General features: G+C 70.6%; 29 protein-coding genes and 3 tRNA genes. 21 read left to right on the plus strand and 11 right to left on the minus strand.

Features of this window, described 5'->3' with window-relative positions:
* The first annotated feature begins 79 nt into the window (after window positions 1-79).
* From guaB to KZ820_RS00300, 6 genes are all read left to right on the plus strand, one after another.
* The gene (gene guaB / locus KZ820_RS00275; RefSeq protein ID WP_219746755.1) at window positions 80-1,537 is read left to right on the plus strand and encodes an IMP dehydrogenase; all 1,458 of its coding nucleotides are present in this window, start codon (window positions 80-82) and stop codon (window positions 1,535-1,537) included.
* Window positions 1,538-2,692, plus strand: coding sequence for an RsmB/NOP family class I SAM-dependent RNA methyltransferase (locus tag KZ820_RS00280; protein WP_219746756.1), 1,155 nt, complete (start codon window positions 1,538-1,540; stop codon window positions 2,690-2,692).
* 33 nt (window positions 2,693-2,725) lie between these two features.
* The gene (locus KZ820_RS00285) at window positions 2,726-3,247 is read left to right on the plus strand and encodes a tetratricopeptide repeat protein (RefSeq protein WP_219746757.1); all 522 of its coding nucleotides are present in this window, start codon (window positions 2,726-2,728) and stop codon (window positions 3,245-3,247) included.
* Between the two features lie 88 nt (window positions 3,248-3,335).
* Window positions 3,336-4,061, plus strand: coding sequence for a heme ABC transporter permease CcmC (gene ccmC / locus KZ820_RS00290; protein ID WP_219746758.1), 726 nt, complete (start codon window positions 3,336-3,338; stop codon window positions 4,059-4,061).
* A gap of 97 nt (window positions 4,062-4,158) precedes the next feature.
* Window positions 4,159-4,596 (plus strand): cytochrome c maturation protein CcmE, encoded by a 438-nt coding sequence (ccmE, locus tag KZ820_RS00295; protein ID WP_219746759.1) that lies wholly within the window; start codon window positions 4,159-4,161, stop codon window positions 4,594-4,596.
* Window positions 4,596-5,237 (plus strand): tetratricopeptide repeat protein, encoded by a 642-nt coding sequence (locus KZ820_RS00300; protein WP_219746760.1) that lies wholly within the window; start codon window positions 4,596-4,598, stop codon window positions 5,235-5,237. The genes ccmE and KZ820_RS00300 overlap by 1 nt, the downstream gene beginning before the upstream one ends.
* 16 nt (window positions 5,238-5,253) lie before the next feature.
* Here the strand turns inward: KZ820_RS00300 and KZ820_RS00305 are convergent, their stop codons facing one another.
* Window positions 5,254-5,475 carry a DUF3072 domain-containing protein gene (locus KZ820_RS00305; protein ID WP_219746761.1) on the minus strand — a complete coding sequence of 74 codons (222 nt, stop codon included), beginning with the start codon at window positions 5,473-5,475 and terminating at the stop codon, window positions 5,254-5,256.
* Between the two features lie 135 nt (window positions 5,476-5,610).
* Here KZ820_RS00305 and KZ820_RS00310 point away from each other — a divergent pair, with 135 nt between their 5' ends.
* The 3 genes from KZ820_RS00310 (at window position 5,611) to KZ820_RS00320 (ending at window position 8,458) form a co-directional block, all read left to right on the plus strand.
* Window positions 5,611-7,533, plus strand: coding sequence for a potassium transporter Kup (locus tag KZ820_RS00310; protein WP_219746762.1), 1,923 nt, complete (start codon window positions 5,611-5,613; stop codon window positions 7,531-7,533).
* On the plus strand, window positions 7,530-8,057 hold the full coding sequence (locus KZ820_RS00315) for a 2'-5' RNA ligase family protein (RefSeq protein WP_219746763.1): 528 nt from the start codon (window positions 7,530-7,532) through the stop codon (window positions 8,055-8,057). The genes KZ820_RS00310 and KZ820_RS00315 overlap by 4 nt, the downstream gene beginning before the upstream one ends.
* 116 nt (window positions 8,058-8,173) lie before the next feature.
* Window positions 8,174-8,458 carry a hypothetical protein gene (locus KZ820_RS00320; RefSeq protein WP_219746764.1) on the plus strand — a complete coding sequence of 95 codons (285 nt, stop codon included), beginning with the start codon at window positions 8,174-8,176 and terminating at the stop codon, window positions 8,456-8,458.
* Window positions 8,459-8,684: 226 nt separating this feature from the next.
* Here the strand turns inward: KZ820_RS00320 and KZ820_RS00325 are convergent.
* Both KZ820_RS00325 and rimO read right to left on the minus strand, forming a co-directional pair.
* Window positions 8,685-8,761 (minus strand) — tRNA-Met (locus tag KZ820_RS00325).
* 52 nt (window positions 8,762-8,813) lie between these two features.
* Window positions 8,814-10,151 carry a 30S ribosomal protein S12 methylthiotransferase RimO gene (gene rimO / locus KZ820_RS00330; RefSeq protein ID WP_219746765.1) on the minus strand — a complete coding sequence of 446 codons (1,338 nt, stop codon included), beginning with the start codon at window positions 10,149-10,151 and terminating at the stop codon, window positions 8,814-8,816.
* 94 nt (window positions 10,152-10,245) lie between these two features.
* Here rimO and KZ820_RS00335 point away from each other — a divergent pair, with 94 nt between their 5' ends.
* The gene (locus KZ820_RS00335) at window positions 10,246-11,340 is read left to right on the plus strand and encodes an anhydro-N-acetylmuramic acid kinase (protein ID WP_219748023.1); all 1,095 of its coding nucleotides are present in this window, start codon (window positions 10,246-10,248) and stop codon (window positions 11,338-11,340) included.
* Window positions 11,341-11,343: 3 nt separating this feature from the next.
* Here the strand turns inward: KZ820_RS00335 and KZ820_RS00340 are convergent, their stop codons facing one another.
* From KZ820_RS00340 to aroA, 7 genes are all read right to left on the minus strand, one after another.
* A complete protein-coding gene (locus KZ820_RS00340; protein WP_219746766.1) occupies window positions 11,344-11,766 on the minus strand; it encodes a DUF4112 domain-containing protein in 423 nt (140 codons plus the stop codon).
* A gap of 5 nt (window positions 11,767-11,771) precedes the next feature.
* Window positions 11,772-13,157, minus strand: coding sequence for an ABC transporter substrate-binding protein (locus tag KZ820_RS00345; RefSeq protein WP_308462077.1), 1,386 nt, complete (start codon window positions 13,155-13,157; stop codon window positions 11,772-11,774).
* A gap of 74 nt (window positions 13,158-13,231) precedes the next feature.
* Window positions 13,232-13,315: transfer RNA gene (locus KZ820_RS00350), tRNA-Leu, on the minus strand.
* A gap of 49 nt (window positions 13,316-13,364) precedes the next feature.
* Complete coding sequence (locus tag KZ820_RS00355; RefSeq protein ID WP_219746767.1) at window positions 13,365-13,649, minus strand: integration host factor subunit beta; 285 nt, start codon at window positions 13,647-13,649, stop codon at window positions 13,365-13,367.
* 206 nt (window positions 13,650-13,855) lie between these two features.
* A complete protein-coding gene (gene rpsA, locus KZ820_RS00360; protein ID WP_219746768.1) occupies window positions 13,856-15,562 on the minus strand; it encodes a 30S ribosomal protein S1 in 1,707 nt (568 codons plus the stop codon).
* A 443-nt stretch (window positions 15,563-16,005) separates the two neighbouring features.
* Window positions 16,006-16,656: a (d)CMP kinase gene (gene cmk / locus KZ820_RS00365; RefSeq protein ID WP_219746769.1), complete on the minus strand. Its 651-nt coding sequence runs from the start codon at window positions 16,654-16,656 to the stop codon at window positions 16,006-16,008.
* Window positions 16,653-17,996, minus strand: coding sequence for a 3-phosphoshikimate 1-carboxyvinyltransferase (gene aroA, locus KZ820_RS00370; protein WP_219746770.1), 1,344 nt, complete (start codon window positions 17,994-17,996; stop codon window positions 16,653-16,655). Before aroA ends, cmk begins: the two co-directional genes overlap by 4 nt.
* A 100-nt stretch (window positions 17,997-18,096) precedes the next feature.
* Between aroA and KZ820_RS00375 the strand changes: the two genes are divergently transcribed.
* The 10 genes from KZ820_RS00375 to KZ820_RS00420 all read left to right on the plus strand — a co-directional run bounded on the left by KZ820_RS00375 (window position 18,097) and on the right by KZ820_RS00420 (window position 24,161).
* Window positions 18,097-18,417, plus strand: a complete 321-nt coding sequence (locus KZ820_RS00375) for a TIGR02300 family protein (RefSeq protein WP_219746771.1) — start codon at window positions 18,097-18,099, stop codon at window positions 18,415-18,417.
* Window positions 18,418-18,502: 85 nt separating this feature from the next.
* Window positions 18,503-18,578, plus strand: a tRNA-Ala gene (locus KZ820_RS00380).
* A gap of 193 nt (window positions 18,579-18,771) precedes the next feature.
* The gene (locus tag KZ820_RS00385; RefSeq protein ID WP_219746772.1) at window positions 18,772-18,936 is read left to right on the plus strand and encodes a hypothetical protein; all 165 of its coding nucleotides are present in this window, start codon (window positions 18,772-18,774) and stop codon (window positions 18,934-18,936) included.
* Between the two features lie 93 nt (window positions 18,937-19,029).
* Entirely contained in the window at window positions 19,030-19,302 is a 273-nt protein-coding gene (locus KZ820_RS00390) for a hypothetical protein (protein WP_219746773.1), read from the plus strand.
* A 13-nt stretch (window positions 19,303-19,315) separates the two neighbouring features.
* Window positions 19,316-19,687, plus strand: a complete 372-nt coding sequence (locus KZ820_RS00395; protein ID WP_219746774.1) for a CsbD family protein — start codon at window positions 19,316-19,318, stop codon at window positions 19,685-19,687.
* Between the two features lie 13 nt (window positions 19,688-19,700).
* Window positions 19,701-21,212 (plus strand): PAS domain S-box protein, encoded by a 1,512-nt coding sequence (locus tag KZ820_RS00400; protein ID WP_308462079.1) that lies wholly within the window; start codon window positions 19,701-19,703, stop codon window positions 21,210-21,212.
* Window positions 21,209-21,385 (plus strand): hypothetical protein, encoded by a 177-nt coding sequence (locus tag KZ820_RS00405; protein WP_219746776.1) that lies wholly within the window; start codon window positions 21,209-21,211, stop codon window positions 21,383-21,385. Before KZ820_RS00400 ends, KZ820_RS00405 begins: the two co-directional genes overlap by 4 nt.
* 2 nt (window positions 21,386-21,387) lie before the next feature.
* Window positions 21,388-22,269 (plus strand): hypothetical protein, encoded by an 882-nt coding sequence (locus KZ820_RS00410; RefSeq protein WP_219746777.1) that lies wholly within the window; start codon window positions 21,388-21,390, stop codon window positions 22,267-22,269.
* Between the two features lie 59 nt (window positions 22,270-22,328).
* On the plus strand, window positions 22,329-22,472 hold the full coding sequence (locus KZ820_RS00415; RefSeq protein ID WP_219746778.1) for an entericidin A/B family lipoprotein: 144 nt from the start codon (window positions 22,329-22,331) through the stop codon (window positions 22,470-22,472).
* Between the two features lie 159 nt (window positions 22,473-22,631).
* Entirely contained in the window at window positions 22,632-24,161 is a 1,530-nt protein-coding gene (locus KZ820_RS00420) for a tryptophan halogenase family protein (RefSeq protein WP_219748025.1), read from the plus strand.
* 110 nt (window positions 24,162-24,271) lie between these two features.
* Here KZ820_RS00420 and KZ820_RS00425 read toward each other — a convergent pair whose 3' ends face one another.
* Window positions 24,272-24,754 carry an Lrp/AsnC family transcriptional regulator gene (locus KZ820_RS00425; protein ID WP_219746779.1) on the minus strand — a complete coding sequence of 161 codons (483 nt, stop codon included), beginning with the start codon at window positions 24,752-24,754 and terminating at the stop codon, window positions 24,272-24,274.
* Between the two features lie 112 nt (window positions 24,755-24,866).
* Here KZ820_RS00425 and ald point away from each other — a divergent pair, with 112 nt between their 5' ends.
* On the plus strand, window positions 24,867-25,952 hold the full coding sequence (ald, locus tag KZ820_RS00430) for an alanine dehydrogenase (protein ID WP_219746780.1): 1,086 nt from the start codon (window positions 24,867-24,869) through the stop codon (window positions 25,950-25,952).
* The last annotated feature ends 149 nt before the right edge of the window (window positions 25,953-26,101 follow it).

Consider the following 26,101-nt stretch of genomic DNA (forward strand, 5'->3'; position numbering starts at 1 on the left):
CGGGGCGGGGGGCCTAGCGAGATGCGGGGAACGCGGTTACATGGCGCGCCACTCCTCGCTCCCAAGGATTCGGCGCCTCATGGATATCCGCCTCGGCCTCACCTTCGACGACGTGCTGCTCACGCCCGCCGAGTCCGCGGTGCTCCCCGGCGAGGCGGACACGCGCACGAAGCTGACGCGCGACATCGCGCTCAACATTCCGATCCTGTCCTCGGCGATGGACACCGTCACCGAGGCGGACATGGCGATCGTGATGGCGCAGCTGGGCGGCATGGGCGTGCTCCACCGCAACCTTACCGTCGACGAGCAGGTCGCCGCGGTGCGCCAGGTCAAGCGCTTCGAGAGCGGCATGGTGGTCAACCCGATCACGATCGCGCCCGAGGCGACGCTGGCGCAGGCACAGGCGCTGATGAAGGCCAACCGCATCAGCGGCATCCCGGTGGTGGAGCGCGACGGCAAGCTGGTCGGCATCCTCACCAACCGCGACGTGCGCTTCGCCGAGAATCCGAACCAGCCCGTCGCCGAGCTGATGACGCGCGAGAATCTCGTCACCGTCTCGACCGGTGTCGCGAAGGAAGAGGCGCGCCGCCTGCTCCACCAGCGCCGCATCGAGAAATTGCTGGTCGTCGACGATGCCTATCGCTGCGTCGGCCTGATCACCGTGAAGGACATCGAGAAAGCGGTAATGTACCCGGAGGCGACCAAGGACGCGGCGGGCCGCCTGCGCGTCGCCGCCGCCACCACGGTCGGCGACAAGGGCTTCGCGCGCACCGAGGCGCTGGTCGACGCCGAGTGCGACCTGATCGTCATCGACACCGCGCACGGCCACAACCGCGACGTCGCGCGCGCGGTCGAGCGCGTGAAGAAGCTGTCCAACTCGGTCCAGGTCGTCGCTGGCAACGTCGCCACCGGCGAGGCAACGCGCGCGCTGATCGACGCCGGCGCGGACGGCATCAAGGTCGGCATCGGTCCGGGCTCGATCTGCACCACCCGCGTCGTCGCCGGCGTCGGCGTGCCCCAGCTCACCGCGGTGATGGACTGCGCCGAGGCCGGCGCCGCCGCGGGCGTGCCCGTGATCGCCGACGGCGGGCTTCGCACCTCGGGCGATCTCGCCAAGGCGCTGGCCGCGGGCGCGTCGACCTGCATGGTCGGCTCGTTGCTCGCCGGGACCGAGGAAGCTCCGGGAGAAACCTTCCTTTATCAGGGGCGTGCGTACAAATCCTATCGCGGCATGGGAAGCGTGGGCGCGATGGGGCGCGGCTCGGCGGACCGTTACTTCCAGGGCGAGGTACGCGACCAGCTCAAGCTCGTGCCCGAGGGGATCGAGGGGCAGGTGCCTTATAAGGGGCCGTCGCGCGACGTGATCCATCAGCTGGTCGGCGGCATCAAGGCGGCGATGGGCTATACCGGCTCGGCGACGATCCGCGACCTCCAGGAGCGCGCGCGCTTCGTCCAGATCACCGGTGCGGGGCTCAAGGAGAGCCATGTCCACGACGTCACGATCACGCGCGAGGCGCCCAATTACCCGACCCGCTGAATGACTCCCGCGGCGCGCACTCAGGCGGCGATCGAGCTGCTCGACTCGATCGTCGCGGCCGCGGAGCAGGGCGGCGCCGCCGCGGACACGCTGATCGCGCGCTACTTCGCGACGCGTCGCTACGCCGGCTCGAAGGACCGGCGCGCGGTGCGCGAGCTGGTCTATGCCGCGATCCGCGCGCTCGGCGAGCGACCGGCGAGCGGACGCGCCGCGCTGCTCGCGCTGGCACGCCACGACGCGGCGCTCGCTGCCACCTTCGACGGCTCACCGCACGGTCCCGCGCCGATCGGCGACGAGACCGCCGCGACCCCCGGCGTCCTGCCCCATTGGTTGGCCGAGCGGTTCGCGGCGTCTGGGCTCGGCGACGACGAGCAGGCTGCCTTAGTCGAACGCGCGCCGCTCGACGTCCGCGTCAACCGGCTGCGCGGGGAGGCACCTGCGATCGACGGCGCGGCGGCGATCCCCGGCCTGCCTGACGCGCTCCGGCTACCCGCCGGTATCGACCTCGCGCCTCATGCCGGGCTGATCGAGGCGCAGGACGCGGGCAGCCAGGCGGTGACGCTCGCCGCCGGCGCCGCGCCGGGCATGACGGTGCTGGACCTCTGCGCCGGGGCCGGGGGCAAGAGCCTCGCGCTCGCCGCCGCGATGGCGAACCGGGGCCGGATCATCGCCAGCGACGTCGACCGCGCGCGGCTGGCCCGGCTTGCGCCCCGCGCAAACAGAGCGGGGGCGACGATCATCGAGACTCGCCTGCTCGATGGCGGGCGCGAGGCCGAAGCGCTCGCCGACATCGTCGCCGACATCGTGTTCGTCGACGCGCCCTGTTCGGGCAGCGGCACCTGGCGGCGCAACCCCGAGGCCCGCTGGCGACTCACCCCCGAGCGGCTCGAGCGCTACGCTGCGATGCAGCGCCACGTGCTCGCGCTGGGGGCGCCGGCGGTGCGCCCCGGCGGTGCGCTGGTGTTCGTCACCTGCTCGCTGCTCGACGCCGAGGGGGCGGACCAGATCGAGCGCTTCCTCGCCGATCATCCCGGCTGGCAGGCCGAGCCGCTCGCGCTGCCGTTCGGACGCGCGCGCGAGCAAGGCGTCCGCCTCACTCCAGCGCACGACGGCACCGACGGTTTTTTCGTCGCGCGGCTGCGGGCGCCATGCTAGGCGCTGGCGATCGTGTCGAAGCTGGAGCCGTTCATGCGTTTCACCTCGGTCGCCACTGCGGCGGCGCTGGCGCTGGTGTCGATCTCGACCTCGCTGCACGGCCAGCGCCCGGACGACCAGATCGACGCGCGCAGCATGGCGCTGCTCCAGCAGGGCAAAGCGGCGCGCACCGCGGGCAATATCGACGGCGCGACCGATCTGTTCGAGAGCGCGGTGGCGGTGGATCCGCGCAACCGACAGGCCTTCATCGCGCTCGCGCAGGTGGCGGAAGCGCGCCAGTTGCCGGGCAAGGCGATCCGGCTCTATCGCGAGGCGCTGCTGCTCGAGCCGAACGACATCGCCGCGCTGACCGGGCAGGGCGAGGCGATGGTGGCCAAGGGTGCGGTGGAGCGCGCCAAGCAGAACCTCGCCCGGGTGCGCAGCTTGTGCCAGGGCCAGTGCACCCAGGCGACCGAGCTCGCCGCGGTGATCGCCAAGGGTCCGCCGGTCACCACCGCCCAGGTCAGCGCCCCCAGCACCGTGCCGCCCGCGGCGCCGCCGTCGTCGCGCGACTGAGCCGCTCGCCTCGCCGGGTAAGAGCCGCTAAGCTGCTGCATCGCCTAGCTGTTCCTCCCGCCTGACCCGATCGAGACGCACCACACTCTTGCCGACGCTCCACGCCCTCGCCAATCCCGCCCGTTTCCTGCGGATCGCGCGCCCGCTCACGCCCTGGCTGTGGTGGCTGGGGGTGGCGCTGGTGGCGTTCGGCAGCTGGGCCGGGCTGACCCAAACTCCGCCCGATTACCTCCAGGGCGAGACGGTGCGGATCCTCTACGTCCACGTGCCCTCGGCGTGGCTCGGCATGGGCGGGTGGAGCGCGATCGCGATCGCGAGCACCGCCTTCCTGGTCTGGCGGCACCCGCTCGCCGAGGTCGCCGCTCGCGCGGTCGCGGTGCCCGGCGCGACCTTCGCCGCGCTGTGCCTCGTCACCGGGGCGATCTGGGGGCGGCCGACCTGGGGAACGTGGTGGCAGTGGGACGGGCGGCTGACCTCGATGCTGCTGCTGTTCTTCGTCTATCTCGGCTTCATCGCGCTCTCCAACGCCGATCGCGAGCGCGGCGGCGACGGGCGCGTCCCCGCGATCTACGGCATCGCGGGCACCGTGCTGCTGCCGATCATCCGCTATTCGGTGGTGTGGTGGAACACGCTGCACCAGGGGCCGAGCATCGGGCTGACCTCGTCGACGATCGACCGTTCCTTGCTCTGGCCGCTGCCGATCATGCTGGTCGGCTTCTCCTGCCTGTTCGGCGCCATCGTGCTGATGCGGATGCGCGCGATCCTCGCCGCGGCCAAGGCCGAGGCGCGACTGCGGCGGAGGGCGCTGGCGTGAACCCCTGGCCCTACGTCACCGCGGCCTACGTCCTGGTCCTCGGCGCCGGCGCGCTGGTCGGCTGGCTGAGTTATCGCGCGATGCGGAAGCACGAGAAGTGACGCCCAAGTCGCAGCGGATGACGCTGGTGGTGCTCGGCCTCGTCGCGCTCGCCGCAGCGGCGCTGCTGGCGCTGTCGGGGCTGCGCGGGCAAGCCGCGTTCTTCTACGCGCCGAGCGACGTGCGCGGGGCGTTGCCCGCGCCCGACCGCGCGGTGCGGCTCGGCGGGATGGTCGAGCGCGGCTCCATCCGTCGAGCGGGTGACGGCGTCTCGATCGCCTTCACCGTCACCGACGGACAGGCGACGACGCCGGTGCGCTTCAGCGGCATCGCGCCAGACCTGTTCCGCGAGGGCTCCGGCGTGGTCGCGGAGGGACATTTCAACCCCGACGGCTCGTTCAGCGCGACCAACCTGCTCGCCAAGCACGACGAGAAATACATGCCGCCGCAGATGGCGGGGAAGATGCACGAGACCCGCACGCTGGAGAAGCAGTGATGGGCTTCGTCGCGCTGCTGCTGCTCGGCGCCGGCGCCTTCGGCGCGCTGGCGCTGCTGCGCGCGGATCGTGCCCTGTGGACGCTGCTCGCCGCCGCGCTCTGCCTCGGCGGCGCCGGCTACGCCTGGCAGGGTTCGCCGCTGCTCGGTGCCCGGCCGGCGACGCCGCGCACCGAGATCGCGCCCATCGACCCCGACGAGATCGCGCTGCGCGACAGCCTGCTCGGGCGCTACACCGCGGACACCGCCTATCTCGTCGCCGCCGATGCCATGACCCGCAGTGGCAACAGCCGTGCCGCCGCGCGGGTGGTGATGGGGGGCCTGTCGAAGCTGCCGAAGAGCTTCATCCTGTGGACCTGGGCGGGCGTGACGCTCGCGGCGGACGCGGGCGACCGGCTCTCTCCCCCGGCGCTGCTCGCCTTCCGCCAGGCGGCGCGGCTCGCGCCCGAGCATCCGGCGCCGCCTTACTATCTCGGCATGGCCTATCTGAAGGCGGGTCAGCTCGCCCAGGCGCGCGCGCTGTGGCTGCGCGCGGTGGCGCTCTCCGCGCCGCGTACCGACTACCGTCGCGAGCTGGTGCGGCGCGTGCTGGTGCTCGATCAGTTCATCGCCGCGGGCGTCGATCCCTCGCGCGGAGGGTGACGCCCGCGCGATCGAATCAGTCGGCCTTGCCGCGCCCGGTCTGCTCCTGCAGCGAGTCGATCTTCTTCGACGCGTCGGCCTTGCTCAGCGTTTCGTCGAACGATTCGCCCGCCTCCTCGCTCAGCGTCTTGAGATAGCTCGCCTGCGCGCCCGTCATCGGCTCGTCGCCGGTGGTCCAGTCGTCGGGGTCCTTCTCCGCGTTCGAGTAGGGGTGGGTCTTGGGGTTGTCGTCGCTCATCACCATCTCCTGTAGCGTGTCGACAACCCCGCCGTTCGATATCTGTTCCGCGTTGCCGGCCCTCTGCGCGCGTGCTAGGCGCGCCAGCACCATGGGTAGACACGCGGGCGACGCCTCGAGCACGGTCGGCAACGCATGAGCGTGAACACCGACGATCCGGCGGTCCGGGCGCAGGCCCAGTCGGGGCATCACCACGGCAGCGGCGACGGGCTCGCGCGGCTCGCGCTCGGCGCGATCGGCGTGGTGTACGGCGACATCGGCACCAGCCCGCTCTACGCGATGAAGGAGGTGTTCGTCGGGCACCATCCGCTCGCGGTCGATCCGCTCCATATCTTCGGCGTGATCAGCCTCGTGTTCTGGTCGCTGATGCTGATCGTCACGCTCAAATACGTGCTGATCATCCTGCGTGCCGACAACAACGGCGAGGGGGGCAGCCTCGCGCTGCTCGCGCTGATCCAGCGCCGCTCGGGCGCGGGCAAGCGCTGGGGGCCGAGCCTCGTCATCCTCGGCGTGCTCGCCACCGCTCTGTTCTTCGGCGATTGTATGATCACGCCCGCGATCTCGGTGCTGTCGGCGGTCGAGGGGCTCGCGACGGTGGAGCAGGGCTTCGACTCGTTCGTGTTACCGATCGCGGTGACGATCCTGATCGCGCTTTTCTATCTCCAGTCGATCGGGACGGAGAAGGTGGGGCGGCTGTTCGGGCCGATCATGCTGGTCTATTTCGTGGTTCTCGCGGTCATGGGCGGAATCCACATCGTCGCGCGACCCGATATCTTCTACGCGCTCAACCCGATGTACGCGGTGCGCTTCGCCGCCAACGACGGGACGCTCGCCTTCCTCGCGCTGGGTTCGGTGGTGCTGGCGGTGACCGGAGCCGAGGCGCTGTACGCCGACATGGGGCATTTCGGGCGCAAACCGATCTCCTACGCCTGGCTTGGCTTCGTGCTGCCCGCACTGATGATCAACTATCTCGGACAGGGCGCGCTGCTGCTGGAGAACCCCGCCGCGGCGGAGAATCCCTTCTTCCTGATGGCGCCGGAGAGCTGGCGTCTGTGGCTGGTGATCCTCGCGACGATGGCGACGGTGATCGCGAGCCAGGCGGTGATCACCGGTGCCTATTCGGTGGTGCAGCAGGCGGTGCAGCTCGGGCTGATGCCGCGGATCCGGATCACGCACACCAGCGCGTCGGAGGCGGGCCAGATCTACATCCCCGCCGTGAACTGGGCGCTCATGATCATGGTGCTGCTGTTGGTGTTCGGCTTCGGCGAGTCGTCCAACCTGGCCGCGGCCTACGGCATCGCGGTCACGGGGACGATGTTCATCTCGACATGCATGGTCGGCGTGCTGATCCGCCGCGTGTGGCATTGGCCGATCTGGGCGACCGCGCTGTTCGAGATCACCTTCCTGTCGATCGACGGGCTGTATTTCGCCTCGAACCTGACGAAGGTGCCGGACGGCGGCTGGTTCCCGCTGCTGGTCGCGGTGATCGTCTTCGTGCTGCTCACCACCTGGTCGCAGGGGCGCAAGCTGATGCTCGAGCGGATGCGCGAGGCGGCGATGCCGATCAAGATCTTCATCGACTCCGCCGCCACCTCCGCCACGCGCGTGCCCGGCACCGCGGTGTTCATGACCTCGACGCCCGAGGGCGTGCCGCACGCGCTGCTCCACAATCTCAAGCACAATCGCGTGCTGCACGAGCGCGTGATCCTGCTGACGGTGCGCGTCACCGACATGCCGTATTTTCCTGAGGAGGACCGCTTCCTCCACGAGGATCTCGGGCAGGGCTTCCACCGGGTGGTCCTGCGCTACGGCTTCATGGAAGAGCCCGACGTGCCGGCGCACCTGCGCTCCTATGACGGCTGCGGCGCCGAGTTCCGCATGATGGACACCAGCTTCTTCCTCAGCCGTCAGACGCTGCTCGCCTCGGACCGACCGGGCATGGCGATCTGGCGCGAGAAATTGTTCAGCTGGATGCTGCGCAACGCCGAGAGCGCGATGGAATTCTTCCGCCTGCCGACCAATCGTGTGGTCGAACTGGGCAGTCAGATCGAGATTTGAGCGAGCCCGTCCCCCCGACCCCGGCGCCGATCATCGTCACCGCTCTGTTCGGTGCGGCGGACCAGGCCTTCCTCGACGAGCAGCGCCGCGCCTACTTCCCGCCCGAGCGGAACCAGTTGGCGGCACACCTGACCATGTTCCACCATCTGCCGCCGAGCGCCGCGGCCGAGCTGCGCCAGCGCTTGGTAGCGGAGACTCGCGGCGTGGCGCCGCCGCGCGCGCGGCTCGCGGGCGTGGTCTCGCTGGGGCGCGGCGTCGCCTATCGTGTCGAGAGCCCTGAACTGGAGGCGATACGGGCGCGCCTCGCGGATTCGTTTCGCGGCTCGCTGACGCCGCAGGACCAGGCGGGCTGGCGCGCGCACGTGACGGTGCAGAACAAGGTCGAGCCGAGTGAGGCGCGCGCGCTGCTCGAGCGGCTCAAGGCGGTGTTCGTCGCGCGACCGGTGACGATCGCTGGGCTGTCGGCTTACTGGTATCGCGGCGGCCCGTGGGAGCCGCTGTCGCGCCACCTGTTCGACCGCTGACGGATAATCGGTTCCCGGGCCTGTGACGGCATGTCGCGCCGCTCTGGTGCCGCTCGGCCGTTGACCTGCGCGGCGATCATCGTCTCTATGGGTTCCGTATCGCGGAGTTGAGACCGATGCGCGTGATCCTCTTGCTTCCATTGATCGCCGCCGCCATGTTCGGCGCGGCCGAGGCACGCGAGCGGCCGAGCCGATTGTCCCGCGAGGAGCAGCAGAGGATCGTCTGTGTCCAGGAGCGCGAGGACGCCGGTGGCGCAGTACCGCGACAGGTCTGCCAGTCCGGACGAGCCTGGGAGCTCGCGGTGCAGCGCCACCGAGCCGCCGAGGCTGAGCGGCTGGCGGAGTGGCGCTCGCGATCGGCCAAGGCCTTCTATCTCGCCTCGCGTGATACCGCCCGCTAGCACGGGAAGATCCAAGCTCATCGCAGGTCAGTCGAAGGGCGCTGAGCCTGCGCGAACGACCGCGCTGATGCTTACCTTGGCCGAACGCGCCGATCACCCGTGAGGTGCAATTATGTGCACGTGACGCCGGAGGTCCGTGCCGTGCGACCGTGCCCGACGGCCAGGAGCGTGATGAAGGTGCCCAGTCTGCTGCGCGCCTCGCGCGCTGAAGCATCTTGTTGGGCGATGGTAGCGGAGGAGGGACTTGAACCCCCGACACGCGGATTATGATTCCGCTGCTCTAACCAGCTGAGCTACTCCGCCCCAAGGGCATTCGCCGAAGCGAGGGCGCCTCTTAGCAGTGGGCGCGGCGGCGTCAAGCGGCAACCGGCACGCCGTATAGATCATGCTCGTCGGCGTCCTCGACCACGACGCGGACGATGTCACCGGGCGCGAGATGGCCGGCGTCGCGCAATTGCACCTCGCCGTCGATCTCGGGCGCATCCGCCTGCGAGCGAGCGGTGGCGCCACCGCTCGCCGCGTCGACCGCATCGACGATCACCTCGAGCGTGCGCCCGACCTTGGCGGCGAGCTTGGCCGCCGAGATCGCCGCGGTCTTCTCCATGATGCGGGCATAGCGCTCCTCCTTCACCGCCTCGGGCACCGGGTCGGGCAGATCGTTCGCCGACGCGCCCGCTACGGGCTCGAAGCGGAAGGCGCCGACGCGGTCGAGCTGCGCCTCGTCGAGCCAGTCGAGCAGATACTGGAAATCGGCCTCGGTCTCGCCGGGAAAGCCGACCACGAAGGTCGAGCGGATCGCGATATCGGGGCAGATCTCGCGCCAGGCGCGGATGCGGCCGAGCACCTTGGCGTCGTTGGCCGGCCGCTTCATCCGCCGCAGCACCGCGGGCGCGGCATGCTGGAACGGTATGTCGAGATAGGGCAGCACCAGACCGTCCGCCATCAGCGGGATCACCTGGTCGACGTGCGGATAGGGATAGACATAGTGGAGCCGCACCCAGGGCGCGATCCGGCCGAGCTCGCGCGCGAGATCAGTCATGTGCGGGCGCACCTCGCGGTCCTTCCAGCGGCGTGGCTGGTCGCGGATGTCGATCCCGTAGGCGGACGTGTCCTGGCTGATCACCAGCAGCTCCCGCGTGCCCGCGGCGACCAGCTTCTCGGCCTCGCGCAGGATCGCGTCCGGGCGGCGGCTGACCAGATCGCCGCGCAGCGACGGGATGATGCAGAAGGAGCAGCGGTGGTTGCAGCCCTCCGAGATCTTCAGGTAGCTGTAATGGCGCGGGGTCAGCTTGAGCCCGGCGTCGGGTATCAGGTCGACATAGGGGCTGATCGCCGCAGGTGCGGCGGCATGGACCGCCTCGACCACCTGTTCATATTCATGCGCGCCGGTGATCGCGAGCACGTCGGGGAAGCGCTGGCGGATCGCCTCGGCTTCCTTGCCCATGCAGCCGGTGACGATCACGCGCCCGTTCTCGGCGATCGCCTCGCCGATCGCCTCGAGGCTCTCCTCCTTGGCGGAGTCGAGGAAGCCGCAGGTGTTGACCAGCACGACATCGGCACCCGCATAGTCGGGCGACATCTGATAGCCGTCGGCGCGCAGCTGCGTCAGGATCCGCTCGGAATCGACCAGATTCTTCGGACAGCCGAGCGAGACCATGCCGACGCGCGGCGGGGAGGGGAGTAAAGTTGCCATGAGACGCCGCGCACATAATGCGCGACGGCCCGATTTGCCAGCACCGCTGACGTAGCGATAGGACCGCGCGATGATGGGGCGGGAGACAGACACGATGCTGGCGATCGGGCTGATGTCGGGCACCTCGCTCGACGGCATCGACGCGGCGCTGATCGAGACCGACGGCGAGCGCGCGGCGCGGCTGGTGGCGTTTCGCGGCGAGCCCTATTCGGATCAGGCGCGGGCGCAGCTCGCCGCCGCCACCCAGCTGGCGCTCGGCTTCCAGCGCCCGCGCGCGAGCCCGCCGATCGTCGCCGCGGCCGACCTGATCACGCGCACCCACACACTGGCTGTGCAGAAGCTATTGCGCGACGCCGGGGTGACGGCCGGCGAGGTCGACGCCATCGGCTTCCACGGCCAGACCGTGGCGCATCGCCCCGATCGCGGCTGGACGTGGCAGATCGGCGACGGCCAGACGCTCGCCGACGTCACGGGCATCACTACGGTCGGCGACTTCCGCTCCGCCGATGTCGCCGCGGGGGGGCAGGGCGCGCCGCTGCTGCCGGTCTATCACGCCGCGCGCGCCGCCGCGTTCGGCGACGTGGTCGCGGTGCTCAACCTGGGCGGTGTCGCCAACATCACCCTGGTGGCGGACGGCGCGCCGCTCGCCGCCTTTGACACCGGCCCCGCCAACGGCCTGATCGACAGCTGGATGGAGCAGGAGGCGGGCGAGCGCTTCGATCGCGACGGCGCCACCGCCGCGGCCGGCCGGGTCGACGAGAGCGTGCTCGGCGCGATGCTCGACCACCCCTTCTTCGACGCGCCCTATCCCAAGTCGCTCGATCGCAGCGACTTCACGATCCAGCCCGCGCGCGGTCTGAGCCTGGCCGACGGCGCGGCGACGCTGACCGCCTTCACCGCGGCGAGCGTCGCGGTGGCGCTGCGGCTGCTGCCGCGCGCGCCGCGACGGCTGCTGGTCGGCGGCGGCGGGCGGCTCAACCCGACGCTGATGCGGATGATCGCCGAGCAGACCGGCCTCCCGGCCGAGCCGGTCGACGTGCTCGGGTGGAACGGCGACTCGCTCGAGGCGGAGGGCTTCGCCTTCATGGCGGTACGGACACTGCGCGGGCTGCCGATCAGCTTCCCCGGCACCACCGGTGCGCCGCGTCCGCTGTGCGGCGGTACCGTGTTCCGGCCAAGACTTCGCTGAGCCTCAGCGCGTGACCGTCACCGTCGCGGGGTGATGCTTGTCGAGGTAGCGCTTGATCCGCTTCACGTTGCGCGTGTTTGAGCGATACATCAGGTCGGCCGCGTCGCCGATCAGCGGAACCGCGCCGAGCAAGGTGTCGAAGCCGATCCGCGCGGTCATCCCCATCAGCGCGGCACGACTCATCCCGAGATTGCGCGCCTCCCAGACGATCCACATCCCCATCGCCGCGGTGATCAGGTCGCCCACCACGGGGACCAGCCCGATGATGGCGTCTAGCCCGACGCGACGATTGATGCCGGGGATGACGAACAGCCCCTCGAGCAGCTGTTCCATCGCCTCGACGCGGCGACGCACCGAGGCGGGGTCACTGCCGGTCGGCAGCGAGTCGAGCAGCGGCGCGGCCAGCGGGGTGGGACGAGCGTTCATGGAACTTAGTTGGTGTCGGCGCGCAGCCGGTTCAACGGGTGCCAGGCCCGCGCGTTGGGCTGCCATTGGCGCAGCCGCAGCGCCACCAGCGACCAGCGGAACGGTCGCGCCAGTGGGATGAAGGCGACGTCGTCGGTCAGCAGCCGATCGGCGGTGGCACTGGCGCGCGCGCGCGCGTCGAGCGTGTCGGCGAGCCGCGCCGCCTCGATCGCCTCATGCGCCGCGTCCGAGCAGGAGGCGCAGGCCTCAGAGAGATACCAGCGCGCGCTGTCATAGGGCGCGACCTCGTCGACCAGGCGCAAATCGGCGTCGGTCGAATCGGCGGCGACGCGGACCGGCCGCACGCCGATCCCGTAAAGGTCGCGCGCCAGCCGCGCCCACAGCGATGTCCCGCCCGCGCCGCCGGGCAGCGCGAGCCGCAGCGTCGGCGTCGCACCGTTGGCGAGCCGCCACGCGCTCACGCGCGCGCGCGCGGCGGTCTGACGCTGCTCGGGGAGGACCGTGCTCCAGCCGGGGTTGGCCGGTGGCGCGGCGGAGTCGAGCTGCTCGGGCAGCACGGTCTCGCGCGCTGCCCAGTCGCTCGAGACGCTCGCCACCAGATCGCCGCGGTCGAACGCCATAGCGATTGCGCCGCGGTTGGCAGCGTCCGCGAGGAAGCCATCGCGCCGGACTACCGCCAGGCCGAAGAGGCCGGCGGCGGGATCCAGCTTGACGTTGATCGGTGCGGGGTTGGCGGCGCGCAGCAGCGGCCAGTCGGCGATCGTGCCGCCGGTGACGAGGTCCGACTGGCGCTCGACGAAGCGCAGGATCGCGCTCGCGGCGCGTTCGCCGCGCAACAGCACGTCATCCTCGGGGGCGGGGCCGGGTTCCTCCGGGTCGCGGTCGGGATCGAGCGCGGGTGCGAGCAGCAGCCCTCCGCCGCGCTCGGCGCGCTGACGGAACGGCCCCGCGCCGCCGGGCGGGCGCGGGCGATCGCGCACCAGGGCGAGCTCCGGCTGGGCAAACAACTTCAGCAGGTCGGGGCGTGGACGCGCCAGCTCGACCTCGATCACCTCAGGGGTCATCTCGACGATGGACGAGACCGCGGTGAGATAGGGCGCGAGCCGGTTGCCCGAGCGCGCGCTGATCTCGCGCCGCAGCAGCGCCACCACCTGCGCCGCGCGCACCGGTGCACCGTCGGGCCAATGCGCGTCGCGCAGGCGGAAGATGTAGCTGCGGCCCTCGTCTGTGACGATCCAGCGTTCCGCCACGCCCGCCTCCACCTGACCCGAGGCGTCGAGCCGCACGAGACCCTCGGCGAGCGAGTCGATGAGCAACCGCTCGGGCTCGCCCAGTCGCGCTCGGCTGCGGCCGGGCAGCTGGGGCGCGCCGCCGATGACACTGACGACCACCGGGCCGACGTCGGCGCGCCGCCCGCAGCTGGCGGTGGTGATCAGCAGCGCGGCCGCGGTCGCTCGCCCGAAGATGGTGCGGACGGCGGGACTCGAACCCGCACGCCGATGGCAGAGGATTTTAAGTCCCCAGCGTCTACCGATTCCGCCACGTCCGCCCATCGTCGCCCACGAAGCGGTTGCGACGGACCGCGTCAACCCGGCGCGTCACTCGCCGACGTTGAGGCGGACGCGCATCTCCTTGCCGGGCTTGAAGAACGGCACGCGCTTAGCGTCGACCTCGACGGTCTCGCCGGTGCGCGGGTTGCGCCCGACACGCGCGTCGCGTGCGCGCGTGGAGAAGGCACCGAAGCCGCGCAGCTCGACTCGGCCGTTGCTGGCCAGCCGCGCGGTGATCTCGTCGAAGAAGGTGGCCACGATCGCCTCCACGTCGCGCTGCGCCAGCTCCGGATTACCGGCGGCCAACTGCTGCACCAACTCCGAGCGTATCATCCTGCGTCCACTTCCGGCGTATACCAAGCGAGCCGGGTTGATACAGATAAGCTTCCCCGCGCGATAGCACCGATCTGGTCGTTTTTCAGCATTATGGGTCAGTGTTGTACGGTTGAGCGCTACCATCGCACCGATCGGGAAGAACGAGGAAGGGGACCGGCCTCGCGGCCGATCCCCTCGCTCGTCACCTCGCGGTGTCGAACAGCTTACTTCTTGGTGTCGCGCGCCTTGAGCGCCTCGCCCAGGATGTCGCCCAGCGACGCGCCCGAGTCGGACGAGCCGTACTGCGCCACTGCCTGCTTCTCCTCGGAGATCTGCATCGCCTTGATCGAGAAGGTGGGCTTCTTCGAACGATCGAAGCCGGTGACCATCGCGTCGAACTTCTGGCCGACCTGGAAGCGCTCCGGACGCTGCTCGTCGCGGTCGCGGCCGAGGTCGGTGCGCTTGATGAAGCCGGTCGCGCCGTCGTCGCCCTGCTGCACTTCGAGACCTGCGTCGCGGACCTCGAGCACGGTGACGGTGACGACCTGGTTCTTGCCCAGGCGATCGCCCGCGCCCGCCGCGACCGGACCGCCGCGCTCGAGCTGCTTCATGCCGAGCGAGATGCGCTCCTTCTCCGGATCGATGTCGAGCACCACCGCCTGGACGGTCTCGCCCTTGCGGTGCAGGTTGAGCGCGTCCTCACCCGACACGCCCCACGCGATGTCGGACATGTGGACCATGCCGTCGACGTCGTTGTCCAGGCCGATGAAGAGACCGAACTCGGTCGCGTTCTTGACCTCGCCCTCGACGGTCGAGCCGATCGGGTGCGCGGCGGCGAACGCCTCCCACGGATTGGCCTGCGCCTGCTTCAGGCCCAGCGAGATGCGGCGCTTGTCCTCGTCGACCTCGAGCACCACCACGTCCACCTCCTGCGAGGTCGACACGATCTTGCCGGGATGGACGTTCTTCTTGGTCCAGGACATCTCGGACACGTGGACGAGGCCCTCGATGCCCGCCTCGAGCTCGACGAACGCACCATATTCGGTGATGTTCGTGACTCGGCCCGACAGCTTGGCGCCGACCGGGTACTTGGACGACGCGCCGTCCCACGGATCGCTCTCGAGCTGCTTCATGCCCAGCGAGATGCGCTGCGTGTCCTTGTTGATGCGGATGATCTGCACCTTCACGGTGTCGCCGATGTTGATCATCTCGCTCGGGTGGCCGACGCGCTTGTAGCTGAGGTCGGTGACGTGCAGCAGGCCGTCGATCCCGCCCAGATCGACGAAGGCGCCGTAGTCGGTGATGTTCTTCACCACGCCGTCTATGATCTGGCCCTCGTGGAGCGACTGGATCAGGCCCGAGCGCTGCTCGGCGCGGGTCTCTTCCAACACCGCGCGACGCGACACCACGATGTTGCCGCGCTTGCGGTCCATCTTGAGGATCTGGAACGGCTGCGGGATGTCCATCAGCGGCGTGACGTCACGCACCGGGCGGATGTCGACCTGCGAGCCGGGGAGGAACGCCACCGCGCCGTTGAGGTCGACGGTGAAGCCGCCCTTGACGCGGCCGAAGATCACGCCCTCGACGCGCGCGGTCTTGCTGAACTCGAGCTCGAGCTTGTCCCAGGCGGCCTCGCGGCGCGCGCGGTCGCGGCTGAGCATCGCCTCGCCGTGCATGTTCTCGACGCGGTCGACATAGACCTCGACCTCGTCGCCGACCTTGAGCTCGGCCTTCTGTCCCGGCGCCGGTGCGAACTCGCGCAGCGGCACGCGGCCCTCGCTCTTCAGACCGACGTCGATCACCGCCAGGTCGTTCTCGATGCCGGTCACGGTGCCGAGCACCACGCGGCCCTCGAAGCTGTCGGCACCGCCGAACATGTCATCGAGCAGCGCCGCGAATTCGTCGCGCGAGGGAGTTGCCGTAGAGGCCATAAATGCTTCGTCCTAGTCGTGTTTCCGGCCAAGCGGTTGGGTCCGCTGGTCTTGGCCATCACCGTCGCGGCGGCCGCATGCCGCGCGCGACATCCGTGTCGGCACGAGGTGCGAGGAGACGCCGCCCATAAGCGAAAAGGCGCGAGAGGACCTGCCTGTCGCGCCATGCCTCCGCGAGCCCCAGCCCACCGGACCTAAGTTATATAGCGGATAAGCGGAGGGTGGACAAGCGGCGGACGCACGGTCGGCCAAGGCGCTACCATTAGCGCCCTACAACCGCCGTCATCCTGAACTCGTTTCAGGATTCACGGTGTCGCTCACGCCCCCGTCGCGGCGCCTGCGGAGCGGTGGATCTTGAAACGAGTTCAGGATGAAGGTGGAAGGGGTGGGGAGACTGGTGCCAAACGCCCCCGCGCCTCGACATCATTCTCACGCCAGCCCCCTCAAACCGACGGCGCTGCCATCGCGGCGGCACGTGCCAGCCGCGCCTCGACCAGCGCGATCGCCTTGGCCACCGCCGCCTCGATCGACAGGAAGCTGGTGTCGAGCTGCGCGGCGTCGATCGCGGGCACCAGCGGGGCAGTGGCGCGCGAGCTGTCGCGGTCGTCGCGCGAGCGGATATCGGCGAGCACCTGGTCGTAGCTGGTGTCGTCGCCGCGCGCGCGCAGCTCGGCATGGCGGCGCTGCGCCCGGATCGTCGGGGTCGCGCGGATGAACAGCTTGGCGTCGGCGTCGGGGGCGATCACCGTGCCGATGTCGCGCCCGTCGAGCACCGCGCCGCCGGGCTGGTGCGCGAACCGTTTCTGCCGTTGGAGCAGCGCCGCGCGAACCAGCGGATGCGCCGAGACGATCGAGGCGATCTGCCCGGTAGCGTCGTCGCGCAATGCCGCGTCGGCGAGCAGATCCTCGTCGAAGCCACAGGCGGCGACCGCGTCGGCCTCGATCGACGGGTCGAGCTCGAGCCGCATTACGGTGAGCGCCACCGCCCGGTACAACAGGCCGGTGTCGAGATGGGGAACGTGATAATGACGCGCCAGCGCGCGCGCGATCGTGCCCTTGCCCGAGGCCGCCGGTCCGTCCACCGCGATGATCACGCCGTCTCTCCGGAAAGCTCTGCGAGTTGCTGATAGAAGGCGGGATAGCTCGTGGCGACCGGGCTCGCGTCGTCGAGCGTGATCGAGTCGCGCGCGTGCAGGGCGGCGATCGTCATGCTCATCGCGATGCGATGATCGAGCTGGGTCGCCACGGTGGCGCCCCCCGCGATCTTGTCGCCACCATTGCCATGCACGGTGAGCCCATCCTCGTGCTCGACGGTGGTGACTCCATTGGCCTCGAGCGCGACGCGCATCGCGGCGATCCGGTCGCTCTCCTTGACGCGCAGCTCCTCGGCACCGCGCGCGACGGTCGCGCCGGCGGCGAAGGCGGCGGCGACGAACAGCACCGGATATTCGTCGATCATCGACGGCGCGAGATCGGGCGGCACCTCGATCCCACTGAGCGCGGCGTGGCGCACCCGCAGGTCGGCGACGGGCTCGCCGCCCACGGTCCGCGGCGCCAGCTCGGCGATGTCGGCGCCCATCATCCGCAGCGCGGTGACGAGCCCGGCGCGCGTCGGGTTGAGCCCGACATTCTCGATCACCACGTCGCTGCCTGGCACCACCGAGGCGGCGACCATCCAAAAGGCAGCGGACGAGGGGTCGCCCGGCACCGTGATCGACTGCGGCCGCAGCTCGGCCTCGCCCTCGAGCGCGATCACGCGGCCGCGCGGCCCCTGCTCGACCGTCAGCCGCGCGCCGAAGCCGGCCAGCATGCGCTCGCTATGGTCGCGCGTCGGCACCGGCTCGATCACGCGCGTGATGCCCGGCGTGTTGAGCGCGGCGAGCAGCACCGCCGACTTCACCTGCGCCGAGGCGACCGGCAGCTCATAGTCGATCGGCACCGACGGGACGAGGCCGCGCACCGTCAGCGGCAGCCGCCCGCCCGGCGACGACGTGATGTCGGCCCCCATCCGCGCCAGCGGCGTGATCACGCGCCCCATCGGCCGGCCCGACAGCGAGGCGTCACCCACGAACGTGGCGCTGACCGCGTGGCTCGCCACCAGCCCCATCAGCAGCCGCGTCGAGGTGCCCGAATTGCCCATGTCGAGCGCCTGCGCGGGCTGGAGCAGCCCGCCGACGCCGACGCCCTGGACGCGCCACACCGCGTCGTCGCCGCGCGCGATCGTCGCGCCCATCGCGCGCATCGCCGCGGCGGTGGCGAGCACGTCCTCGCCCTCCAGCAGACCCTCGATCCGGCTCTCGCCCACCGCGAGCGCCGAGAGCATCAGCGAGCGGTGGCTGATCGACTTGTCGCCGGGGACCCGGATGCGGCCGGAGAGCCGGGCGGGCGCGCGGATCACGCGCGGGGAAGGGGAGGTGTGAGGGGAATGCGCCATCGTGCGCGGTGCTTGCCAGCCGGCTTGTGCTATGGCAAGGCGCGCCCCACTTCGACGGCCACCCATCGTCGATCCACCCATCCGAAAGGCTTTGCACGGCATGATCAAGCCGGAATGGGGCACGAAGCGTACGTGCCCGAAATGCGCGACGCGTTTCTACGACCTCGAGAAGGACGACCCCGTCACCTGCATCAACTGCGGGCACGCGTGGGAGCCCGAACCGATCCTCAAGTCCAAGCAGCCGCTGCCGTTCGAGCAGGCCAAGCCCGACAAGCAGGAGCCCGATCGCGACCTCGCCGGTGACGACGAGGATCTGGACACGAACGAGGACGAGGAGCCCTCGGCCGACGACGAGGTCGATCTGGGTGGCGACGACGATCTCGGCGTCGAGACCAGCAGCGACGACGACGAGAACAACTAAGGTCGAAAAAAATGCGAGGCAGGCGGCTCAGGCCGCTTGCCAAGCCAGCAGCCCCCGGCTAGGGGGCTGCCTCCCGGGACGGAATGGGGCCGTAGCTCAGCTGGGAGAGCGTCGCAATGGCATTGCGAAGGTCAGGGGTTCGATCCCCCTCGGCTCCACCATTCCCTCGTCCCGCCGCCCGCGCCGATGCTGCCGGGCCGCACCGCCAGCGCTGATCCTTGCGCCACCACGACCGCTGCGGGCTACCAGCCTGGCCTACTAGTCGGCTGGTACTTCAAGCTCATTTTCTCCTCCCTGCGCGCCGCCTAGTCCGGTGATCCGGCCTGATCGGCCGTGATGAGGGACGAGGCGAGCATGGCGGCCAAGAAGATCGACCGGGCGTATCTCCTGCGCCGCTCCGAGGAGCATCTCATCCGCGCCGCGCGCGCCAGCGACGATGCGGCGCGCGTGCTGCACCAGCGCTTCGCCGATCTGTACCGAGCGCGTGCCAACGGGGAGCGCCTGGTACAACAGGACTAGTCCTTAAGCGCAAAGTTACCAGGAACGCCCTAATCTGCGATAGGTTTAGCTCCCGAACCGGATGCATGTCGCCTCCGGGCCGGAGGGTCTGCCGTGCACCATGTCGTCGATCGGAGCGCTGCTGCCTCGTCGTCGCTCGACGGCGTCGACGCGGTGCGCTCCTCGTCGTGTGGGGCGCGTCACCCGCTCGGCACCGCCGCGGCAGCGTATCGCCGCGGCGGCCGCGATCCCGCCCGCGACGTCGCTGGTGCGCCGCTACCCTGCATCCGCGGCGTCGCGGGTGGGATCGATCACACCACGACGATCTGCGCGGGTGAGGGCTCGCGCCGGTCGCAGGGCGTCGCGCCGACTCTTCCGGGCACCTGACAGGAGGACCAAGATGAACAAGCACGAGCTGCACGGCGGTGCCCGCTACCTCGGCGGCAAGGTCGAGAAAGCGATCGGCGACACGGTCGACAGCCGCGACTGGCAGGTCAGCGGCGTCAAGGACCAGGTCGCCGGCGGAGCGGAGAACCTGTTCGGCCGCGCGCAGTCGATCGCCGATGACGTCGCCGACGCCACGCCCGGCCTGATCCAGGAAGCACGCGAGAAGGCCGGCGACGCCGCCGCGCGCGCGGCCGACGTGGCCCGCCGCAGGGCGCACGAGGCGCAAACCGCGGTGCCGGGGGGCGATGAGCGCATGTTGTGGGCCGCCATCGCCGCGCTCGGCGGCTTCGCGCTCGGCTGGTTCGCCAGCGGCCGGCGCGGCTGACGCGGGAGCGCGCGTGGCACCGTCGCTCAAGTCGCTGCGCGAGACCGCTGATCTGCGTCACCTGCGCCAGATCATCGCCGGTCTCGACGAGGGCGTGATCCTGATCGATCCCGACGAGACCTTGTTGTGGGCCAATGCCGCGGCGCTGGCGATGCATGGCGTCGAGCGGATCGACGAGCTTGGCGACACCGTCGACGCGTATCGCGCGCGCTTCCAGCTGCGCTACCGCAACAACCACCGGCTCGAGGCGGACGATTACCCGATCGAGCGCGTGGTGGCGGGAGACTCCTTCTCCGAGGTGGTGGTCGAGGTCACCGTCGCGGGCGAGAGCGAGCCGCGCTGGGTTCACCAGGTGCGCAGCCTCGTGCTCAACGACGGCGACGAGGATGCACCGTCGTGCGTGGTGCTGGTGATCCAGGACGTCACCGCGCGCTACGAGGCGGAAGACCGATTCGAACAATCGTTCAACGCGAACCCGGCGCCGGCGGTGATCTGTCGCCTCGCCGACCTGCGCTTCGTCAAGGTCAACCAGGGCTTCCTCGAGATGACGGGTCACGCGCGCGACCAGGTGCTGTGCAAGACCGTCTACGACATCGACGTGCTGCGCCGCGCCGACCGCCGCGAGCTGGCCAAGGAGCGGCTCGCCGAGGGGCGCACGATCCCGCAGATGGAAGCCGAGCTCGACCTGCCGGGCGGCGGCACCAAGCTGGTGATCGTCGCCGGCCAGCCGATCGACATGGGCGACCAGCCCTGCATGCTGTTCACCTTCGCCGACCTCGAGCCGCGGCGAAAGGCGGAGTCGCAGCTGCGCCACAGCGAGGAGCGCTTCACCCGCACCTTCCAGATGGCGCCGGTGCCGATGGCGATCGGCGCGCGCGACGGCCACCTGCTGTGCGAGGTGAACGCCAGCTTCACCGCGCTGACCGGCTATGCCGCGACCGAGATCATCGGCCGCTCGCTCGCCGACGCCGGCCTGTGGTCGAGCGACGCAGTGCGCGCCGACATCGAGGCCGCGATCGAGGACGGGCGCGACCTTCGCGCGCACGAGGCGCGCATCACCGCCAAGGACGGCGGCGCGATCGACTGCCTCGTCTCGACCGAGGCGATCACGCTCGGCGACGATGCCTGCCTGCTCTGGGCCTTCCAGGACATCACCCAGCGCAAGGCGACAGAACTCGAACTGGTCGAGGCGATCGAGGCGGTGATGAAGGACACCAGCTGGTTCAGCCGTTCGATCATGGACAAACTGGCGCGGCTGCGCGCGCCCCAGCCCGATCTGGGCGGGGCGGGGATCGACGATCTCACCGCGCGCGAGCGCGAGGTGCTGGCGCTGATCTGCCGTGGGCTCGACGACAAGTCGATCGCGCGTGCGCTCGGTGTCTCGGGCAACACCGTGCGCAACCATGTCGCGCGGATCTACGCCAAGATCGGGGTCAACCGCCGCACCGCGGCCGCTGCCTGGGCGCGCGCGCGCGGGTTCGAGAGCGAGGCGGTCGCGGTCGGGCCGCGGGAGGTGCCAGCATGACGAAGGATCCCGAACGGGGCGAGGCGGCGGACCGTCGCCGCGCCAAGGGCGCGGCGCGCGCGGCGATCGGCAAGCTGATCGGCGACGATGCCGCGGTGCGCGAGGGGCGCGCGCAGCAGGAGGAGGCGGGGCGCACGCCCGACCCCGCCCGCAAACCGACAAAACAGGAGTGACTATGGCGACGAATGTGACGGGCGGCTACGCGCCGCTGGACGAGGTGGCTCTCGCGCGCGCCGGCAGGCGTGTGTCCTGGGGCGCGATCTTCGCGGGCGTGGTGCTGGCGGTGGCGGTTCAGCTGCTGCTCGGCATCCTCGGCACCGGCATCGGCCTGTCGATGGTCGACCCGGTCGAGGGCACGACGCCGGGCGCGACCGGCTTCGGCATCGGCGCGGGGCTCTACTGGCTGATCACCACGGTCGTCGCGCTCGGCGCGGGCGGCTATGCCGCGGCGCGGCTGTCGGGCGTGACGGAGCGGTTCGACGCGCTCGTCCACGGGCTGGTGGTCTGGGGTGTGACGCTGATTCTCACCTTGTACCTCCTCACCTCGGCGGTGGGCGGCATCATCGGCGGCGCGTTCCGCACGGTCGGCGCCGTCGCCGGGGCGGCGGGCACGACGGTCGGCGCGGCGGCGCCGAAAGTGGCGCAGATCGCGGGCGTCGATCGGAATGATGTGCGCGACGAAGCCTCGGCCTATCTCGCCGACGCGCCCAGCGATCCGGCGCGGATGACGCCGGAGCAGGCGCAAACGGAGATCGCCAAACAGCTCCCGGCGCTGGCACGCGGCGGCACCGAGGGCGCGCGCGCCGAGGGCCGCATCGTCGACATCGTCGCGGCGCAGCGCAAGATCAGCCGCGCCGAGGCGCAGGCACAGGTCACGCGCGCGAAGCAGGACTTCGTGAAGGCGAAGAACGACGCGGTGCAGACCGCCAAGTCCGCCACCGACGCCGCCGCGGGTGCGGCCGCCGGCACTTCCTTCATCCTCGTGCTCGCGCTGCTCGCCGGCGCCGGTGCGGCCGCGTTCGGCGCGACGGCGGCGACTCGCCGCCGCCTGCGCTGATGACCGGCGCCGGGCCGGCGTACCGGGCCCGCCGCCCCCTTTCCTGCAAGGAGTCTGACATGACCAAGAAGATTGGCCTGGGCATCGGCCTCGGCGCATTGCTCGCGCTCACCGCCTGCAACACCGTGCACGGCGCCGGCAAGGACCTCGAGTCGGCGGGCAACGCCGTGTCCGACGCGTCGGGAACCAGCAAGAAGAAGTGAACGCTGCGCCCCGGTGCGGTCGGGGCGGCCGGGGCGTGTCGACGGCGCGCCCCGGCCGCTCGCATTCCAGTGGGCGCGACGCGGCAGCTTCCCGCCGCGGCCCGGCTGCGTCAAAGACGGCGGAGCGCAGCGTGACGCGCGGCGAGGGGAGAGCGGTTGATCAACGAGCATACGATCCGCGACGTGGTCATCCTCGGCGGCGGCACCGCGGGCTGGATGGCGGCGGCGGCGCTGTCGCGCTTCCTCGACAATGGCGTGACGCGGATCACGCTGGTCGAGTCGGAGGAGATCGGCACCGTCGGCGTGGGAGAGGCGACGATCCCGCCGCTCATCACCTTCAACCAGATGCTGGGCATCGACGAGAACGACTTCCTCCGCGCCACGGCGGGGACGTTCAAGCTCGGCATCGAGTTCGTCGACTGGGGCGCGCTGGGGGAGCGCTACCTGCACCCGTTCGGCGCGCACGGTCGCGACCTGCAGGGCATCCACTTCCACCAGCTCTGGCTGCGCGCGGCGCGGCGCGCGCGCGAGGCCGGCGGCACCATGCCCGATATCGCTGACTGGGCGGTCAGCGGCGTCGCCGCGCGCGCCGGCCGCTTTGCGCGGCCCGCACCGGACTCGCCCACGCCGCTGCGCGACCTGCGCTACGCCTTCCATTTCGACGCGGCCCGATACGCCGCCTTCCTGCGCCGCTACGCCGAGGCGGCGGGGGCGACGCGGGTCGAGGGGCGCGTCGTGTCGGTCCGCCGCGACGCCGCGACCGGGCAGGTCGCCGCGCTGCGCCTCGCCGACGGCCGCGAGATCGCGGGCGAGCTGTTCGTCGACTGCTCCGGCTTCCGCGGGCTGCTGATCGAGGAGACGCTGGCGACGGGCTACGAGGATTGGCGCCACTGGCTGCCGTGCGATCGCGCGGTCGCGGTGCCCTGCGCGCTGCCGGGCGACCCGGAGCCCTTCACCCGCGCGACTGCGCGGCCGTTCGGCTGGCAGTGGCGCATCCCGCTGCAGCACCGGCTCGGCAACGGCTATGTCTACGCCAGCCGCTATCTCGGCGACGACGCGGCCGAGGCGGCGCTGCTCGGCTCGCTCGAAGGGGAGCTGCAGGCGGCGCCGCGTCGGCTGTCGTTCGTCGCGGGGCGGAGGACGCTGGCATGGAACGCCAATGTCGTGTCGCTCGGACTGGCGAGCGGCTTCGTCGAGCCGCTCGAGTCGACCTCGATCCATCTCGTCCAGGCCGGCATCGCCAAGCTGATCGCGCTCTTCCCCGATCGTCGCTTCGATCCCGAGGAGCGGGACGAGTACAACCGCCATATGCGCGACCTATACGAGGACGTGCGCGACTTCATCATCCTCCACTACAAAGCGACACGGCGCGACGACACGCCGTTCTGGGATGCGGTGCGCACGATGGACGTGCCCGAGACGCTGCGGCGGCGGATGGCGCTGTTCGCGGGCAAGGGACGGGTCTTCCGCGACGCCGCCGAGCTGTTCACCACCGCGAGCTGGGTCGCGGTCGGGCTCGGTCAGGGGCTGGTGCCGGCCGATTATGAACCCGCGGTCGACGCGCTCGACGAGGCCAAGGTCGCCGCCGCGCTGCGCCAGATGCACGCCGCCGGCGCCGCCGCGGTGGCGACGCTGCCGACCCACGCGGACTATTTGCGGAGGGTGGGGAGCATGGCGAGGGTGGAATAGAGGCGGGGTGTCGTCTTCACGGCTAGATCTGGGCTCGAGACGAGACATCCCGCTTTTACGATGGCGCTAGCAGAAGGTTCAGCCGGGCGGCGCCCGCCAATCGTCTCCCCTCACTCCAGCAGCGTCAGCGGCAATCGCGGCGCGACCACCTCGCGCAGCACGAAGCCCGACTCCATCTGTGTCACCCCCGGCAACCGGGACAGCTCCTCGCGGTGGATCCGCGCGAAGTCGCCGAGGTCGCGCGCGCGCACCGTGACCAGATAGTCGTAGCTGCCCGACATCAGGTCGCAGCGCACCACCGACGGGCTCGCGGCGATCGCCTGCTCGAACGAGTCGAGCACGTCCTTGCGCTGGCTCTCGAGCGTGACCTTGATGTGGACGATCGTCGCGCAGCCCAGCTTGGCGAGATCAAGCCGCGCGGCATAGCCGGTGATCACGCCGGCCTCCTCCAGCGCGCGCTGCCGCCGCGCCACCGCGGTGGCGGAACGCCCGATCGCCTCGGCGAGCGTGAAGGCGGTCGCGCGCGCGTTGCCGAGCAGCAGCGCGATCAGGCGGCGGTCGATTCGGTCGAGACTGGTGGATTCCTGCGACATGCATCCACCTTGCGCATGAAGTCGGCGGAAAGCCACCCGCCACCCCGCCACTTCGCGCGGACTCGGCGTGGTCGCGTCGTTATCCTGCGCGCAGGATAGAGGAGCCCGGAACATGCGCGTCGGCGTACCCAAGGAGATCAAGAACCACGAGTATCGCGTCGGCCTCACGCCCGGCGCGGTGCGCGAGTATGTCGCGCGCGGCCACGAGGTGGTGGTGCAGACCGGCGCGGGGGCGGGCATCGCCGCCGACGATCAGGCCTATCGCGCCGCCGGTGCCGCGATCGTCGACACCGCCGAGGAGGTGTTCGCCACCGCGCAGATGATCGTCAAGGTGAAGGAGCCGCAGCCGAGCGAGTGGGTGCAGCTGCGCGACGACCAGATCCTCTTCACCTACCTCCACCTCGCGCCCGATCCCGAGCAGGCCAAGGGGCTGATGGCCTCGGGCGTCACCGCGGTGGCCTATGAGACGGTGACCGACCAGCGCGGCCACCTGCCGCTGCTCGCGCCGATGAGCGAGGTCGCGGGCCGGCTGTCGATCGAGGCGGCGGGCACCGCGCTCAAGGCGGTCAACGGCGGCCGCGGCGTGCTGATCGGCGGCGTGCCGGGTGTGCAGCCGGCACGGATCGTCGTGCTCGGCGGCGGCGTGGTCGGCACCCATGCGGCGCGCATGGCGGTCGGGCTCGGCGCCGAGGTGACCGTGATCGACCGTTCGATCCCGCGGCTGCGCGAGCTGGACGAGCTGTTCGGCGGGCGCGTGCGCACCCGCGTCTCGACGCTGGAAGCGATCGAGCACGAGGTGGCGGAAGCCGACGCGGTGATCGGCGCGGTGCTGATCCCGGGCGCGTCGGCGCCCAAGCTGGTGACCCGTCCGATGTTGGCGCTGATGAAGCCGCGCGCGGTGCTGGTCGACGTCGCGATCGACCAGGGCGGCTGTTTCGAGACCAGCCACGCCACGACCCATGCCGAGCCGACCTATGAGGTCGACGGCGTGATCCATTATTGCGTCGCCAACATGCCCGGCGCGGTGCCGCTCACCTCGAGCCACGCGCTCAACAATGCGACGCTGCCGTACGGTCTGGCATTGGCCGACAAGGGCTATGCCGCGGCCGAGGCCAACGCCGGGCTGATGGAGGGCGTCAACGTGCGCGGCGGGCGGATCGTCAACCGCGTCGTGGCGGAGGCGCTCGGCCAAGGGTGAGGCCAAGGCGCGCTTCGCCGCGCCACGGTGACCATCGTGCGTGCGGGGTCGGTACACCACCGACCCAACGCGCGGCCTTGTTGCGCGCTTGGCGATGACCGGCGCGCCGGCATGAGCCTCACCGCGCCCGCATGCTTCGACAAGCGCGA

Origin of the sequence: Sphingomonas citri (genome assembly GCF_019429485.1) — a bacterium.
GTDB lineage: Bacteria > Pseudomonadota > Alphaproteobacteria > Sphingomonadales > Sphingomonadaceae > Sphingomonas > Sphingomonas citri.

What these genes read in the sequence shown, in the direction of transcription:
- KZ820_RS00375 (WP_219746771.1), top strand. Translation starts at nt 18,097, where the DNA reads ATGATCAAGCCGGAATGGGGCACGAAGCGTACGTGCCCGAAATGCGCG.
- KZ820_RS00280 (WP_219746756.1), top strand. Translation starts at nt 1,538, where the DNA reads ATGACTCCCGCGGCGCGCACTCAGGCGGCGATCGAGCTGCTCGACTCG.
- KZ820_RS00300 (WP_219746760.1), top strand. Translation starts at nt 4,596, where the DNA reads ATGGGCTTCGTCGCGCTGCTGCTGCTCGGCGCCGGCGCCTTCGGCGCG.
- KZ820_RS00310 (WP_219746762.1), top strand. Translation starts at nt 5,611, where the DNA reads ATGAGCGTGAACACCGACGATCCGGCGGTCCGGGCGCAGGCCCAGTCG.
- rimO (WP_219746765.1), bottom strand. Translation starts at nt 10,151, where the DNA reads ATGGCAACTTTACTCCCCTCCCCGCCGCGCGTCGGCATGGTCTCGCTC.
- ald (WP_219746780.1), top strand. Translation starts at nt 24,867, where the DNA reads ATGCGCGTCGGCGTACCCAAGGAGATCAAGAACCACGAGTATCGCGTC.
- rpsA (WP_219746768.1), bottom strand. Translation starts at nt 15,562, where the DNA reads ATGGCCTCTACGGCAACTCCCTCGCGCGACGAATTCGCGGCGCTGCTC.
- guaB (WP_219746755.1), top strand. Translation starts at nt 80, where the DNA reads ATGGATATCCGCCTCGGCCTCACCTTCGACGACGTGCTGCTCACGCCC.
- KZ820_RS00285 (WP_219746757.1), top strand. Translation starts at nt 2,726, where the DNA reads ATGCGTTTCACCTCGGTCGCCACTGCGGCGGCGCTGGCGCTGGTGTCG.
- KZ820_RS00385 (WP_219746772.1), top strand. Translation starts at nt 18,772, where the DNA reads ATGGCGGCCAAGAAGATCGACCGGGCGTATCTCCTGCGCCGCTCCGAG.
- KZ820_RS00305 (WP_219746761.1), bottom strand. Translation starts at nt 5,475, where the DNA reads ATGAGCGACGACAACCCCAAGACCCACCCCTACTCGAACGCGGAGAAG.
- KZ820_RS00405 (WP_219746776.1), top strand. Translation starts at nt 21,209, where the DNA reads ATGACGAAGGATCCCGAACGGGGCGAGGCGGCGGACCGTCGCCGCGCC.
- KZ820_RS00410 (WP_219746777.1), top strand. Translation starts at nt 21,388, where the DNA reads ATGGCGACGAATGTGACGGGCGGCTACGCGCCGCTGGACGAGGTGGCT.
- aroA (WP_219746770.1), bottom strand. Translation starts at nt 17,996, where the DNA reads ATGGCGCATTCCCCTCACACCTCCCCTTCCCCGCGCGTGATCCGCGCG.
- KZ820_RS00320 (WP_219746764.1), top strand. Translation starts at nt 8,174, where the DNA reads ATGCGCGTGATCCTCTTGCTTCCATTGATCGCCGCCGCCATGTTCGGC.
- KZ820_RS00415 (WP_219746778.1), top strand. Translation starts at nt 22,329, where the DNA reads ATGACCAAGAAGATTGGCCTGGGCATCGGCCTCGGCGCATTGCTCGCG.
- KZ820_RS00395 (WP_219746774.1), top strand. Translation starts at nt 19,316, where the DNA reads ATGAACAAGCACGAGCTGCACGGCGGTGCCCGCTACCTCGGCGGCAAG.
- KZ820_RS00335 (WP_219748023.1), top strand. Translation starts at nt 10,246, where the DNA reads ATGCTGGCGATCGGGCTGATGTCGGGCACCTCGCTCGACGGCATCGAC.
- KZ820_RS00340 (WP_219746766.1), bottom strand. Translation starts at nt 11,766, where the DNA reads ATGAACGCTCGTCCCACCCCGCTGGCCGCGCCGCTGCTCGACTCGCTG.
- KZ820_RS00425 (WP_219746779.1), bottom strand. Translation starts at nt 24,754, where the DNA reads ATGTCGCAGGAATCCACCAGTCTCGACCGAATCGACCGCCGCCTGATC.
- KZ820_RS00355 (WP_219746767.1), bottom strand. Translation starts at nt 13,649, where the DNA reads ATGATACGCTCGGAGTTGGTGCAGCAGTTGGCCGCCGGTAATCCGGAG.